The organism is Nostoc sp., from assembly GCF_036917415.1.
In the GTDB taxonomy this organism is placed as follows: domain Bacteria; phylum Cyanobacteriota; class Cyanobacteriia; order Cyanobacteriales; family Nostocaceae; genus Nostoc.
Map to the genome: position 1 here is coordinate 32,692 of NZ_JBALDJ010000107.1, position 15,343 is coordinate 48,034.

General features: G+C 43.1%; 9 protein-coding genes, 1 tRNA gene and 1 CRISPR repeat array. Of the genes, 6 read left to right on the plus strand and 4 right to left on the minus strand.

Features of this window, described 5'->3' with window-relative positions:
• Positions 1-158: 158 nt before the first annotated feature.
• A complete protein-coding gene (locus V7K41_RS23130; RefSeq protein ID WP_094349008.1) occupies positions 159-530 on the minus strand; it encodes a hypothetical protein in 372 nt (123 codons plus the stop codon).
• Positions 531-1,261: 731 nt separating this feature from the next.
• Here V7K41_RS23130 and V7K41_RS23135 point away from each other — a divergent pair.
• Both V7K41_RS23135 and V7K41_RS23140 read left to right on the plus strand, forming a co-directional pair.
• Entirely contained in the window at positions 1,262-2,545 is a 1,284-nt protein-coding gene (locus tag V7K41_RS23135) for a type IV pilus twitching motility protein PilT (RefSeq protein ID WP_334852004.1), read from the plus strand.
• A 401-nt stretch (positions 2,546-2,946) separates the two neighbouring features.
• On the plus strand, positions 2,947-3,714 hold the full coding sequence (locus tag V7K41_RS23140; RefSeq protein ID WP_334852006.1) for a circadian clock KaiB family protein: 768 nt from the start codon (positions 2,947-2,949) through the stop codon (positions 3,712-3,714).
• A 250-nt stretch (positions 3,715-3,964) separates the two neighbouring features.
• A CRISPR array of direct repeats spans positions 3,965-4,930; the repeat unit is 37 nt; unit sequence ATCGCAATCAAATAAAATCCCTATTAGGGATTGAAAC.
• A 131-nt stretch (positions 4,931-5,061) separates the two neighbouring features.
• Here the strand turns inward: V7K41_RS23140 and V7K41_RS23145 are convergent.
• Positions 5,062-5,135: transfer RNA gene (locus V7K41_RS23145), tRNA-Pro, on the minus strand.
• A gap of 136 nt (positions 5,136-5,271) precedes the next feature.
• Between V7K41_RS23145 and lipA the strand changes: the two genes are divergently transcribed.
• The 4 genes from lipA (at position 5,272) to V7K41_RS23165 (ending at position 9,952) form a co-directional block, all read left to right on the plus strand.
• Positions 5,272-6,156, plus strand: a complete 885-nt coding sequence (lipA, locus tag V7K41_RS23150) for a lipoyl synthase (RefSeq protein WP_334852008.1) — start codon at positions 5,272-5,274, stop codon at positions 6,154-6,156.
• 24 nt (positions 6,157-6,180) lie between these two features.
• The gene (locus V7K41_RS23155; RefSeq protein WP_334852243.1) at positions 6,181-7,113 is read left to right on the plus strand and encodes an NAD(P)H-dependent glycerol-3-phosphate dehydrogenase; all 933 of its coding nucleotides are present in this window, start codon (positions 6,181-6,183) and stop codon (positions 7,111-7,113) included.
• A 713-nt stretch (positions 7,114-7,826) separates the two neighbouring features.
• The gene (gene sigC, locus V7K41_RS23160) at positions 7,827-9,077 is read left to right on the plus strand and encodes an RNA polymerase sigma factor SigC (RefSeq protein WP_334852009.1); all 1,251 of its coding nucleotides are present in this window, start codon (positions 7,827-7,829) and stop codon (positions 9,075-9,077) included.
• Positions 9,078-9,496: 419 nt separating this feature from the next.
• Positions 9,497-9,952, plus strand: a complete 456-nt coding sequence (locus V7K41_RS23165) for a Fur family transcriptional regulator (RefSeq protein WP_292844215.1) — start codon at positions 9,497-9,499, stop codon at positions 9,950-9,952.
• 234 nt (positions 9,953-10,186) lie between these two features.
• Here the strand turns inward: V7K41_RS23165 and V7K41_RS23170 are convergent, their stop codons facing one another.
• Positions 10,187-11,317 (minus strand): peptidoglycan-binding domain-containing protein, encoded by a 1,131-nt coding sequence (locus tag V7K41_RS23170; protein ID WP_334852010.1) that lies wholly within the window; start codon positions 11,315-11,317, stop codon positions 10,187-10,189.
• Between the two features lie 9 nt (positions 11,318-11,326).
• A complete protein-coding gene (gene cobN, locus V7K41_RS23175) occupies positions 11,327-15,343 on the minus strand; it encodes a cobaltochelatase subunit CobN (RefSeq protein ID WP_334852012.1) in 4,017 nt (1,338 codons plus the stop codon).

Sequence of the window (15,343 nt, forward strand, 5' to 3'; positions counted from 1 at the left end):
AAATCACACAAGATATAAAAAAACCCGGCTTAACCGGGCAAATGCATTGTTTATCTAATTAACCTGTAATGACTATTTAAAAGTTCAAATTATAAAAACCATGAAAAAACCCGGCTTAACCGGGCAGACGCACTGTTTGTCTAATTAACCTGTAATAACTATTTAATCTCACAAGTTAGAGGGCAAGCAGCATAAACAGTAGCCTGCATTTGGTCTGCCTCTCCATGCAGCCAGCTTAACCATTTAACTTCACTAGGATGAACTCCCTTAACAGTTAGCACACCCGCAGCCAATACAACTGCCATAACATTAAACATTATTAGAGCGCCTGCTACAAGCAAAACCGCACTAACAGGCATCACAGATTGCAAGATAATCGACAACAGACATCCGACCGTAGCCATCAAGACAACTAGTGGAAAACCCACAACCAACAAACATACTGCTAATGTAAAAGTCCATATTAAAAAGCTTTTAATCATCAACAAGGAGTAGGTCTTTCCTTGATTAGAGCTTTGAGCAGAAACCATGACTTTTCCTCCCAAAAATACACAACAAATTTTAATTTCAGTAATATCTCACTTTTTGCGAGTAAACTGAATTGTTTCAGTTGAAATTTAGTATATAAAAACTAATTGGAAAAATGAGCATTTGTTTACTAAAGTTTACAGTAAATTTTTTGTAATTATAGATATAAAATCAATTTTCTATTTATTAAAAAAACTTGTTTACTGCATCTACCTTCAGGTATAGAACCTAAAAGGTATGAGCTTTTCACCTTGATCCCCACGATATCACTCCTATTCAACTTAACATTTCTTATAAAAAATAGTAGTCTTTCTCATAATTCCTATACAGGCTGAATAAATGATCTGCTAGTATTTGTGCTGTTAATTGCTGGCAATTCGTGCCCATGCCTGGGATAAATTTCTCATCTAAGTCACGAGAATATTTACTTTAAAAATAAAAGTGCTAAAAAATACTCATTTATCTCCGTTTATTTCCTGAGGTCTTTTGAGTCCTTAGATGTGTTAAACCAGTTTACACAGGTTAAATAATCTATCTAAATATTCTGAGTATGAAATCTTAGGAAATAAAAGATACCAATTGAGGTGGATGAGATAGATTGACCGTGGTTCTAGAGTTTCAATCGCCTTCTATCACCGCTAAGGCTTGCAGACAAGCATTCTCCAAAAGTCATTAAAGCAAGTGACTTTACTTCTCGTTAATTCAACTTTTTAACTGCCAAATGTGAAGATATATGACAGAATCACAGTCTCCATTAAATTCTAACTCTGCTGCCGGACGTAATCTACCACCAATGCCGCCACCACCACCGCCAACCCCAACCTTTAGTACGCAGCGGCAGATGACACAAACACTCGATATGTCAATGGATAGGGGTACTAATTTGCCTGTTGCAGGTCATCGTCCGGGTAGTCCACCGCCAATACCTAATTCAGTTCGCCCTCAAAACAGCAGTTCAGAACTCACTTTAGAGAAGTTAATCAGAGAAGCTTACGATCAAGGATATTCTGACTTGCACTTGGGTGTGGGTGAACCACCCCGCTTTCGCAGCCGGGGAGAAATTCAATCAGGAGATTATCCAGAAACAGATAAAGAAACTTTTATGAGTTGGTTGCGGGAGGTGATGAGTGAGGGAGAAATTCAGCGCTTTGAAGAATCCTTAGAATTTGACGGAGCAACTCAATACGAATTTGCTCGCGTGCGGATTAATGTTTTTGGCTCTCTCAAAGGGCCTGCAATGGTGTTGCGGTTGATTCCGCTAAAAATCTTAACTATGGAACAGTTAAGATTACCTCCAATTTTTCGGGATATTTGTCATCACCATAAAGGTTTAATTTTGGTGACGGGGCCCACTGGTTCTGGTAAGTCCACCACAATGGCAGCGATGATTGACTACATCAATAAGGAAATGGCCAAACATATCATCACCATTGAAGACCCAATAGAATTTGTCCATCAAAGTCGCAAGTCTTTAGTCAAACAGCGGGAAGTGGGAATGCATACCCGGAAATTTGACAACGCTTTGAAAGCAGCTTTGCGGGAAGACCCAGATTTGATTCTGGTGGGGGAAATGCGGGACAAGGAAACAGTTAACACCGCCCTAAAAGCTGCTCAGACCGGTCACTTAGTCATGGGAACCCTGCACACCAATAGCGCTGTCAAAACCATTGAGCGGATTCTCAACCTTTATTCTGGTGATGAACAAGATGCAATGCGGGTGGCAATTTCTGAGTCTTTAGTGGCAGTAATTGCTCAAGGTTTGTGTCGCACAACTGACGGGAAGCGGGCTGCTTTCCATGATGTGCTGATCAATACTGAGGCGATTAAGGAATGGATCAAAGACGGTAAGTATGATGAAATTGGCGAGCTGATGAAACAAGCTGGTTTTGACGGCATGATTACGATGAATCAGTCATTGCTGAATCTCTATCAAGACGGACGAATCACTGAAGAAACTGCTTTGGAAATGTCACCAACTCCTAACGAAATGGCACAGTTTCTCCGAGGTCGAGTTTAACGATTGGGCATTGGGCATGGGGCAAAACAGTTCCGAGTTTCGAGTTCCGAGTGCTGAGTAAAGAAGTGAGATTCCCCACTCAGGTTGAGTACGCTTGTACTGTTCTAGATTCTCCCGAGTGCTGAGTAAAGAAGTGAGATTCCCCACTCAGGACTCAGCACTCAGCACTCCTGAAGGGCATTGGGCATTGAGAAGAGACAAGGGAGACAAGGGAAAGATTTATTCAATAATTCCCCCTTGTCTCCCTTATCCCCCTGCTCCCCTGCTTCCCTACCCCCTCTACCCCCTCTGCTCCCTCATCTTCGAGTATCTAATCCCAAATATCTTTGCGATCCTGGTTGAGGTTATAGCTAAGGTAAAAGGTAAAAGAGAGAATTTTTACTTTTAGTTCCCTAACCTGTGTGAATAAATTGACGACAAATAAACTATCTACACCCCAGCTGTTTAAAGGCATTGCGCTATTTACACCTGGAGGAGATTTAATTTACTGCATCGACCCTAGCAAGCAAGGTCGATGGCATTTGCATTTGTGCTCGGCTTTGCAAGAAATCTTAGATTTACCAGAGCCACCGCACTTTTTAGTGCCTTGTTATACTGCAACTATTGACAATTGGTTAGATCCGCGTACTCAACAAGTGCGAACTTTTGCTGAAGCTTATCCGGCTGTAATTAGACACCAAACTTTGCTTAATGCTATTTTTGGCACAGGGGAATTAGTATGGCAAGCAGCTCCTTGGCAAGAGGGATTGTGCGATCGCATGGTGTTAACAACCTATCATTCGTCATTTGGGCAGCTTTGGGAGGATCACGATTTAATTGTCCGTCTAGACCTTTCTGAACCTGTGCCAAAATATCACCAACCAGTAATAGTACAAAAAAAAGAAGCCATTACCCAAGGCTATGTTCTCCGCTTGTTTGTTGCAGGACATAGCAGTTCTACTGAACGCATTCTGCAAAATTTACACGAATTGTTAGAGCGATCGCTCGGACACCCTTATACTCTGAAGGTGATTGATGTTTTAAGTCATCCAGAACAAGCAGAACTAAATCAGGTTTCTGCAACCCCTACCCTTGTCAAGGTTTGGCCTCACCCAATTCGGCGAATTGTTGGAGAGTTAGATCGTGTAGAAAAGATTTTACAGATGTTAGCTGCTAAGGAAAAATTTTAAGTAATTTAGACTAGTTTTTTGCCAAGTGCGCGAATGGGTAGGTGTTGGTGAAGGGGTAACTACAAAAATGGCTAGATTGCCGTATCTGCAAGAATTTGAGAGCTTTAGCACTTGAAACCATCCGCGCACCTTATATAAACTGACTTTCAGCTATTTACAGTTAGCACAATTGCCAGTCCCTATGTTATGATTTTGCATTCGCGCTATTGAACCTTGAAAACAAAATAATACAGGGCTTTCAGACGCTTGCATCGCAATCAAATAAAATCCCTATTAGGGATTGAAACATTTATTCCTTTTGAACATAGAGAAAAAGCACCATCGCAATCAAATAAAATCCCTATTAGGGATTGAAACCCACTTGCTAAAACTCTGAAGTGGGAAACTTATGATCGCAATCAAATAAAATCCCTATTAGGGATTGAAACGCACCTGCCGCCCAATTTTGTTTTGTGCAAACCGTGAATCGCAATCAAATAAAATCCCTATTAGGGATTGAAACTGTGCCAGTAAAGGAAGCAGGGGGGCAGGGGGGCAGGATCGCAATCAAATAAAATCCCTATTAGGGATTGAAACCGATAACCCCACACATTTAACCAATCAACCATAACATCGCAATCAAATAAAATCCCTATTAGGGATTGAAACATCTAATGGAAGCGCCGAAACCCGCTCAGGGTAAGTCGCAATCAAATAAAATCCCTATTAGGGATTGAAACAGAAGAATAATAAGCCTGATTGGAGAGTAGATTTTCCATCGCAATCAAATAAAATCCCTATTAGGGATTGAAACAAAAGTGTCCGTACATTTCCAGCATCTTTCTTAAATCGCAATCAAATAAAATCCCTATTAGGGATTGAAACTAGTTCAGTTACAAATCGAATTGCAGGCCCCAAATCGCAATCAAATAAAATCCCTATTAGGGATTGAAACATCTCTTTGTCTAATATGGGTGGTGATGTTGGAGATCGCAATCAAATAAAATCCCTATTAGGGATTGAAACTAATTAGCATACGTACTGCCAATGGCGGTAACTATCGCAATCAAATAAAATCCCTATTAGGGATTGAAACATCAACAGGAAATTCTCTTATATCGGGTGGAATCGCAATCAAATAAAATCCCTATTAGGGATTGAAACTTGAATTGTGAGGTTGACAGATGCCATTTACTTTAAATCGCAATCAAATAAAATCCCTATTAGGGATTGAAATCTTTAAGTACACGACTTTGGGCGGTACTGCTTAAACTTAAATAAAATCAGCTATATTTAAGTTCATAGGAGAGAATTTGACAAATAACTTGTCGCCACGGTCAAATAATTTGTCGCTCTACAAATGTACAATCGGGATGACTGGATTCGAACCAGCGGCCCCTTCGTCCCGAACGAAGTGCGCTACCAAGCTGCGCCACATCCCGCCATAAAAACGGCATTGTAAATTAAGAATATCACAACCTGTGACAAATAGCAGAATTACATCCATACACGATCGCTTCATCAAAGACTTTGCTTGCTAGGATTAAGTTTGTATAACTCTAGTGGTAAAAGCGGATTGTGACTGTAAAACCAGACTGGTTGCGGGTAAAAGCTCCTGGACGTGAGCGCATTGGTAACGTTAAAGATATTTTGCAGGATTTAGCCCTCAATACAGTTTGTGAGGAAGCGTCCTGTCCGAATATTGGTGAATGCTTCAATGCTGGTACTGCCACGTTTTTGATTATGGGTCCGGCTTGTACACGCGCTTGTCCCTACTGCGATATTGATTTTGAGAAAAAACCCAAACCACTAGACCCTACGGAACCTACACGACTAGCCCAAGCTGTTCGCCGCATGAACCTTAATCATGTAGTCATCACTTCTGTAAACCGAGATGACTTGCTTGATGGTGGTGCATCTCAGTTTATGGCGTGTATTGATGCAGTTAACTCTGTTTCACCCAACACCACAATTGAGGTGCTAATTCCTGACTTATGCGGTAATTGGAATGCTCTAGAGTCGATTCTACAAGCGGCGCCAGAGGTATTAAACCACAATACCGAAACTGTTCCACGCCTATATCGCCGGGTGCGTCCCCAAGGAAACTACGATCGCACATTAGAATTATTGCAGCGCACTCGCAAACTTTCTCCTAGCACATACACTAAATCCGGGATCATGGTTGGACTTGGTGAAACTGATGCCGAAATCCGCCAAGTCATGCAAGACTTACGATCTGTGGATTGCGACATTTTGACAATTGGGCAATATCTCCAACCCAGTCAAAAACACTTGCAGGTAAACGAATTTGTCAATCCAGAACAATTTGCTGACTGGAAGGCATTCGGCGAAGAAATCGGATTTTTACAAGTTGTTTCTTCACCATTGACAAGAAGCTCATATCATGCAGAACAAGTCAGGGAATTGATGGAACGTTACCCACGCTCAAAAGTTAGGAGTTAGGAATTAGGAATTATGAGTGAGCAGATGTACTCCAACACAAAACTTTCCGTTGCAATTCTTGGTGCAGGTGCTTGGGGTGCATCTCTGGCAAATCTCGCCGCTGCAAATGGTCATCAGGTGCGCGTGTGGTCGCGTCAAGGTTCCCAAATCCAAGCAGTTTTAAAAGATGTCCAAATAGTCCTGTCCGCTATCTCAATGATTGGTGTGAGAGATGTTGCTTCCCAAGTTGAGTCTTTCCCCCTTTCTCCAGAAACAATTTTTGTGACAGCGACGAAAGGCTTAGATCCCCAAACCACCTGCACGCCGTCACAAATTTGGCAAACAATATTCCCTAACCATCCAGTGGTTGTTTTGTCTGGGCCTAATTTATCAAAAGAAATTCAAATGGAATTACCAGCAGCCACGGTGGTAGCCAGTAATATTCCCACGGCTGCGGAAGTAGTGCAGTTAGTATTTTCTTCTCATCGTTTCCGAGTATATACCAATCCCGATCCCTTGGGCGTGGAACTGGGGGGAACACTGAAAAATGTGATTGCGATCGCAGCTGGTGTGTGCGATGGTTTACAACTGGGAACCAATGCCAAAGCTGCTTTAGTTACCCGTGGACTTACAGAAATGGTTCGCATCGGCAACAACTGGGGTGCAAAGACGGAAACATTTTATGGTTTATCGGGTCTAGGAGATTTGTTAGCAACGTGCAATAGTCCCTTAAGTCGCAATTACCAAGTCGGCTACCAGCTAGCTGGTGGTAAGTCACTTACAGAAACTCTCGCAAATTTACAAGGAACTGCTGAAGGAGTAAACACTTGCCGAGTTTTGATGCAACGAGCCAAGCAACAAAACATCGCAGTCCCAATTACCGAGCAAGTTTATCGGTTACTTCAAGGCGAAATCACACCCGGACAAGCACTTGATGAACTGATGTTGCGAGATATCAAGCCAGAGTACAACTACTAGTTATAGCTGTAGTCACAATCGGTTAAAACAGTGTTGATTGCTCAAAGTTTTGAAACAACTAGTTACTCAGAACTCAGCACGGGCTAAACGCCCCGCTTCCGCTAACAGAACTCACAACTCAGCACTTTGCTGTAGTAGTCTGTCAAATTGAAATTGGCAGGTTAAAGCTGACATACAAGAGGATGCGGGGACACGGAGAGAGGATTTGATAATTTATCCGCATCTTCTATTTCCGTGTCGAGAGAATTTTTGCCGTTAATGCTAATCACTTCCGTGATTTCTATTAGTTCTACTTATACCTGAATAATCCTGAGAAAAAATTGGTAAATCGTCAGGATATTACTTTTTAGCCATGTAAATGTGACTATGCCAATTATAAAGATGACATTCACTGAAGGATGTTTATACTGTGTTACAAAAGTTACTATCAAAAAACCATCAAGGTTGAAATATTAACTAAGTAGTTGAAATATTGAAAACCTAGCTGTGGATTTAAATAGCTATTGGTTTAATCAAAAGTTTAGCAGCCGATTAAGTTCAGTAATCCTGTATCCAATAAAACCCTTACAGTTAATTTCTAAAAAAATTGTAAGGGAACGTTCAACCATGTTAGTTCATCGTTAATCGCGGGAACAATAGCAACAGTTGAATAGCTGACCGTAATCTAAGCTGACCGAAATCTATTGTTACCTGGAGCCATTGAGACGATCTTTATGCCAGCAACATCTTTTTATGCAGACGCCCCCTACAACACCAAAAAGTCTAGCCAGGCTTTGGACTCGGATCTCACGGTTGATGACAGTGAGTTATCGGTAGATGACCTACAGGAGCTAGAGATGGCTTCTGTTGACAATGCTAACTTTGCTGCTAGCACTAACCGTCGGAGTACAGACCTAGTACGTCTATATCTTCAAGAAATTGGTCGGGTTCGCTTGTTGGGGCGCGATGAAGAGGTTTCAGAAGCTCAAAAAGTCCAACGCTACTTGCGGATGCGGATAGTACTTGCTAACGCCGCAAAGCTTGGGGATGCAGTGATTACGCCCTATCTTCGGTTAATTGAAGTTCAAGAACGTCTTACCTCGGAACTTGGACATCGGCCATCTTTGGAAAGATGGGCTGCTACTGCTGATATAGTTTTATCCGATCTCAGGCCGACTTTGGCAGATGGCAAACGTCGCTGGGCTGAAATCGCCAAGTTGACTGTAGAAGAGTTGGAGCAAGTTCAGTCCCAAGGACTCCAAGCAAAAGAACACATGATTAAGGCGAATCTTCGCTTAGTTGTGTCTGTTGCTAAGAAGTATCAAAATCGTGGTTTGGAATTGTTGGATTTAGTCCAAGAAGGTACATTAGGTTTGGAGCGGGCTGTAGAAAAATTTGACCCAACTAAGGGTTATCGCTTCAGTACCTATGCTTACTGGTGGATTCGTCAAGGTATTACACGGGCGATCGCTACTTCTAGTCGCACGATTCGCCTACCAGTTCACATCACCGAAAAGTTAAACAAAATCAAAAAAGCTCAACGCAAAATTGCTCAAGAAAAAGGTCGCACCCCAACTCTGGAAGATTTAGCAACTGAGTTAGAGATGACACCGACCCAAGTACGAGAAGTTTTGTTGCGGGTACCTCGCTCCGTTTCTTTGGAAACCAAAGTAGGAAAAGATAAAGACACTGAGTTAGGCGAATTGCTCGAAACTGACAGTGTAACTCCAGAAGAGATGTTAATGCGAGAATCTTTACAAAGAGATTTGCATCATCTTCTGTCAGATTTGACTAGCCGGGAGCGCGATGTAATTCTGATGCGGTTTGGTTTAGCAGATGGTCATCCTTATTCTTTAGCGGAAATTGGCCGCGCTCTTGACTTATCGCGCGAACGAGTCCGCCAAATTGAATCCAAGGCTTTGCAAAAGCTACGTCAACCCAAGCGCCGCAACCTCATCCGCGACTATTTGGAGTCTTTAAGTTAGTCATTTGTCATTAGTCATTTGTCATTATAAAACTACACTTGACAAATGACTAAGGACAAAGGGCTGATTTGATCCCCAGGTCAAAAGTCTCTTAGAAGCTTGTAGCAAATAATTTGTATTTAATTGTACAAGAGTTTCCCTAAACCTTTGCTCAGATATCTTAAAGGTGGGGATAAACTCAGCAATTCAAAATTCACTCATTCAAAATTCAAAGTCAAGGGATGTAATCGTTACAAACATCCTAACTATTAGCTGTATGCAAATTAAATGCACTACAGCTTATTACTTGAATTTTGAGCAAGATTTTATAAATTATTCTTAATTATTTAGTAAATATTGTCAATAAGCAATGATTGTTGCAAATTGCTCAAAAGATTTGTTATATTCTCAATTAACGATATTTGTTGAGAAATATTAGTATGACTGTCTACACAACTACTTCACTTAAGGCAGAATTGAACGACCGAGGCTGGCGTTTAACTCCCCAGCGCGAAACAATTTTACACATTTTTCAAGAACTTCCGCAAGGTGAACATCTGAGTGCGGAGGATCTTTATCATCGGCTAGAAACTGATGGTGAAGGGATCAGTCTGTCAACTATTTATCGAACTTTGAAGTTGATGGCAAGGATGGGAATTTTACGGGAACTAGAATTGGGCGAGGGACATAAGCATTATGAGATCAACCAGCCCTATCCCCACCATCACCATCACTTAATTTGTGTTCGATGCAACTCAACTATTGAGTTTAAAAATGACTCAATTTTAAAAATTGGGTCAAAAACCGCTCAAAAAGAAGGTTTTCACTTACTGGACTGTCAAATGACCATTCATGCAGTGTGTCCCAAGTGCCAACGGGCGCTGATGCCGCTTTAGCACTTGGGTGAATAAATATAGCAAGGGACTGGGAACTGGGGACTGGGGACTGGGTGAAAAGTCTTTTTGTGTCTAAGTTTTATCATCTGTTGATGTCCTAATCACCAAGGCTTTTGCTATAAGACGAAACTACTCAAATTAACCAAATAAATGGAATCTGAGCAGTTCGTAATTTGCTGTTATTGGAGGCAAGCAACCAGTTGGGAACTGATACTAACGACACCAAAGCGGATGTTAAAAGCGTCCGCTTTTAAGATCCTTGAGACTGATGCCGTAGAATTCTTGGGCTTGTTTAATCGCTTTTTTGGTGTCATCTGCCATCACACCATTGAGCTTGCCTTTATAAAATCCCCGCTCCCGTAGTCGGGTTTGAATTTCTAAGGTATTAAATTCGCTTTTACTAGTAGTATTAACTGAGCTATATAACTTAGCTCGCGTAGTTGGGCCAGCAACACCACTTGCTGTCAAGAAGTTAGCTGCCTGAAATCTCTTTACAGCATCAGCAGTATAGGGGCCATAGTAGCCATTTGGCTCTCCCTCTAAATATCCTGCCTGGATCAATTGTTCTTGAACAATTCTAACTGGCTCACCGCGATCGCCTACACGAAGTTTGTCTCGATTGACTACCTTTTTGGGAGCCTCTTCTCCATCACCGATGCCAATTCCCGGCAATTTACTTAATGTTGCTGGGCCTGCAATTCCATCAACGCTTAATTTGTAAGAATCTTGGAATCGCTTCACAGATTCTTCGGTAATTGGGCCAAATATGCCTGTGGCGTTTCCGTAATAAAAGCCTGCGACTCTTAACCGTTCTTGCAAAGCTCTGACATCTTCACCTTCATCTCCTTTAGCAAGGTAGTTGGGATTGTGGCGCTTGCTGGTGGCTGAACTAGCAGTGCTGGAATTTTTGGCTTGTGCGCTTACAGCAGTAGTTCTTTTAGCTTGTGTAGCCACAGTTGTAGCCTTTTTCGCTTGCCAACTTTCTAATTTTTGCAGGGTGCTTGCTCCAACAACGCCGTCCACTGGTAAACCAGCGGCCTTTTGGAAGCGCCGCACAGCTTCTTGTGTGGATACGTCATATACTTGGGTAACAGAAGCTTGGTAAAAACCTGCTGTTTTTAACTTTTGTTGTAGATTTCTGACAGAAGGGCCTTGATCGCCTTTTTCTAGTGCCATGACGCTGCTGACAGCGCCAAGAATAGATAAAGACAGAGCAAGGGGCAACATATACTTCCAAGCCCTACCTGAAAGCCGTTTCCAGTCTGGTGCAGCTGCGTCCTTAAACAAAGAACTTAGGGAGACCAATTCACTGGGTGTGCTGTCTTCGTAGGCGAAAGCTAGGTGCAAATACGCAAGATTCTCCATATTTCTTTCCTACACCATTGATTTTTCTTCGATAACTGCTTCAGCTTGATGTACTAGGTTCCTCAAAGCTTCTAATGTTCCTATATTTACATCCTCCCACAAATTGCGCTTGTGTGCTTCTAATAATTTTTCAGCAATATCACGCAGAGCATAAGGGTTCTTTTCCTGAATAAATTCTGACACAACTGGATCGAGTAAATAAGCTTCTACTATGCCTTGATACATATAATCTTCGACACATTTAGCTGTTGCATCATAGGCGAATAAAAAATCTACAGTCGCCGCCATTTCAAAGGCACCTTTGTAACCGTGGCGCATGACTCCCGCAATCCACTTAGGATTAACTACGCGAGAACGATACACCCGTGCAATTTCTTCTTTCAGTTGGCGGACTCGTGGTTGGGCGGGTATAGAATTATCACCAAAATAAGTTTGGGGATTTTTTCCCTGTAGAGAACGCACCGCCGCTGTTAAGCCACCCTGAAATTGGTAATAATCATCAGAATCAAGTAGGTCGTGTTCGCGGTTATCTTGATTGTGCAGGACAACTTGCATTTGGGCCAAGCGTTGTTTGAAGGCTTCGGTATTGGGCATTGGGGACTGGGGACTGGGGACTGGGGACTGGGGGGAAATTTTATCCTCCCCTGCTCCCCCTACTTCCCCTGCCCCCCCTACTTCCCCTGCCCCTGCTCCCGAAGAGTAGGCGTAAGAACTCCAGTTAATGTAGGCGCGGGCTAAATCTTGGTCATCTGTCCAGTTTTGCGATTCGATTAAACCTTGGAGTCCGGCGCCGTAAGCACCTGGACGAGAACCAAAGATGCGATAGCGCGATCGCACCACGGCTTGTTCTAAAGTTAAACCTTGGCTTGTCCACAAATCAGTTTCTTGGCGAACTGCATCCGCTAGGGGATTTTGTTCTGGCGGTTCATCCAAGTCTGCCACTGCTGATACCGCTTGATCGAATAAGTCAATTAAGTTGGGAAAAGCATCGCGGAAGAATCCCGAAATTCGCAAGGTGACATCTACACGGGGACGCCCCAAAATCGCTAAAGGCAAAATTTCAAAATCTACTACTCGCCGTGCTGCACCATCCCATACAGGTTGAACTCCGAGTAAAGCCAAGGCTTCGGCTATATCATCACCCCCAGTTCTCATGGTGGCTGTTCCCCACATTGATAAACCTAGTGTTTTGGGATACTCACCATGCTCTTGAGTGTAATATTCAACCAAGGTTTCAGCGGCTTTTCTCCCGATATCCCAAGCTGTTTCTGTGGGAATGGCGCGAATATCGACAGAATAAAAGTTTCTTCCTGTTGGGAGAACTTCTGGGCGGCCACGTGTGGGTGCGCCAGATGGAGCGCTGGGGACATATCCGCCATCGAGTCCGTGTAATAAATGGGTGATTTCTTCGTGGGTTTTTTGTAAAGCTGGAAGTAGGCGATCGCGTATCCAGGTAGAGACGCGATAAATCGCGTCTCTACAAGATTCCTGATTTCTAAATTCTGGATTCTGAATTCTGAATTCTGAGTCCTGATTTATTAGTTTTTCTACTAAAAGGGCGGCGTGTTCTTCTAAGACTTCGACAATATCGCCGATGGTACGGCATTCTGTGCCATTCACTATTGAGTATTCACCACTAGGCATTGACAAATCTGCTGTGAGGGGATCGAAGTCTAGACCCCAATCTTGAGCTATGGCACGGGTAATACCTGAAGAATGGCGATTGGGTATGCGAGCGATCGCTACTATTAAGTCTCGGAGTTGCCGTCCTTGGGGACATTGCCCAAAAATGTGCAATCCATCGCGGATTTGGGCTTCTTTCAATTCACAAAGATAGCCACCTATGGAATTCAAAATTAAAAATTCAAAATTCAAAATTTCTTCGTTTTGAATCCCCAAATCCTGGTGTAAATTTTCTTTAATTACCAGTTCGTGGATGCGATCGCGAATTACTGGCAAACGCGAAGGATCTAAACTGTCTGCTTCATAATACTCATCAATTAAATTTTCTAACTGTTGCAAAGAACCGTAAAGTTCCGCACGAGTCATCGGCGGCGTGAGATGATCTATAATCACCGCTTGAGCGCGACGTTTGGCTTGGGAACCTTCACCAGGATCGTTGACAATAAACGGGTACAGATGGGGAAGCGCGCCGAAAGCTACTTCTGGATAACAATTACTCGATAAAGCCACACTTTTACCCGGTAGCCATTCTAGATTTCCGTGTTTTCCCACATGAACTACAGCATCAGCACCAAAACATTCTCTGACCCAATAGTAGAAAGCTAAATAAGCATGAGTTGGTTCTAAATCCGGCGCATGATAATTCAAACTGGGGTCATTATCATAACCCCTTGCTGGCTGAATTCCCACGAAGATGTTGCCGAGTTGAATTCCGGGAACGGGGAAAGAGGCAGAGGGGCGGGGTGCAGGGGGCAGAGGTGAAAACTCTTCTCCCCAGCTAAGAGCTCCCTGCCCCAGTCCCCATCGTTCACTAATACCCTGCTGCACTGCTGGCGGTAATGAAGCGAAATATTCTTGATATTCTTCCCAAGAAACACTTTGGTGTACCGGAAGCCATTCTCTACCTTCCGGATCGTTAGTTACACCATCTGTCAGCCGTTGAATCAACTCGTCTCCTTGGACAGGTGGATTTTCTACTTCATACCCAGCCTGATGTAAACCTTGCAGGATTTCTACACAACTAGCTGGGGTATCTAGTCCCACACCATTGGCGAGGCGGCCATTGCGGTTGGGGTAGTTTGCCAGAATCAGGGCAATTCGCCGTTCTTGGGGTGGTTTGGAACGTAGACGCGCCCAATTTGCTGCTAGTTTAGCAACGAATTCGATGCGATCGCTCACTGGTTCATAAATTACCACATCTGTCTCTAAATGAGGATTACGAGTTTGCAATGCTTTAAAAGACACAGCACGAGTAATAATCCGCCCATCTACTTCTGGTAGCGCCACATTCATCCCAATATCGCGGGGAGAAAGCCCTTGAAACTGTGATTCCCACTGCTCAATTGATCCGCCACTGAGGATTACCTGCAACACAGGCACATCTAATTTTTGCCACAGGTCGGTTTGGGGTGTTTCGCTTTCTAAGCGTGCTAGAGAAAAACTGGTGGTATTTAGCAGCACAGCGATTGATTCAGCTTCTTTGGGTTGAAAAAATTCACTCAACTCAACTTGTACATCTGGTTCGCGCAATGAGGAAACAAACACTGGCACTGGTTGTAAATTTTTCTGTACCAAAGCTTCGCATAAAGCATCAATTACTTTAGTGTTTCCCGCTAAATAATGAGCGCGGTAGAAAAGGATGCCAATTTTGGGGACTGGGGACTGGGGACTGGGGATTGGGGATTGAGAGATTTGAGATTCTGAGGTGGATGAATCCAGTTCCGAGGCGGATGAATAAGTCTCTAATTCTCCTTGTCCCCCTTGTCTCCCTTGTCCCCACTCCCCACTCCCCACTCCCCATTCATACAATCCCACACGCGGAATTGGCCGCGGTGGCAGGGGATTGTATGCAGTTGACAAGCAACTGTCAGAGATAAATTGCAAAGCATTAACGAAATTTTCTACGCCACCTTCGCTAAAATACTGCCATACCTGGTTAACAACACCCAAGGGCACAGTAGACTGGGAAATTAAATCGGGATCAAAAGCGTCATCCCCTGGCATTACAATAAGAGTTCTACCATTACGTTGCACAATTTCTTGTACTACTTCTAAGCCATAACTCCAGTAGGAGCGTCCTCCTATTAGGCGCAAAATAATTACTTGGGCAAGTTCTAAAACTTGCTCTCCATAGGTATCTATACTTAATTGTTGCTGTAACTGCAACAGGTTGGCGACTCTTAATGCCGGAAAGCTTACAGGTAACTTTGTAACCGCAGCTGCCAAGGTTTGAATGTCGGTATCAGCAGCCGTAATCAATACGAAAGGCGCTGGAGTTTGTTCTAGAAAAATTAAACCCTCTGACTGATTCCATCCACCCGATGTGCTACTTGTACGATGCAT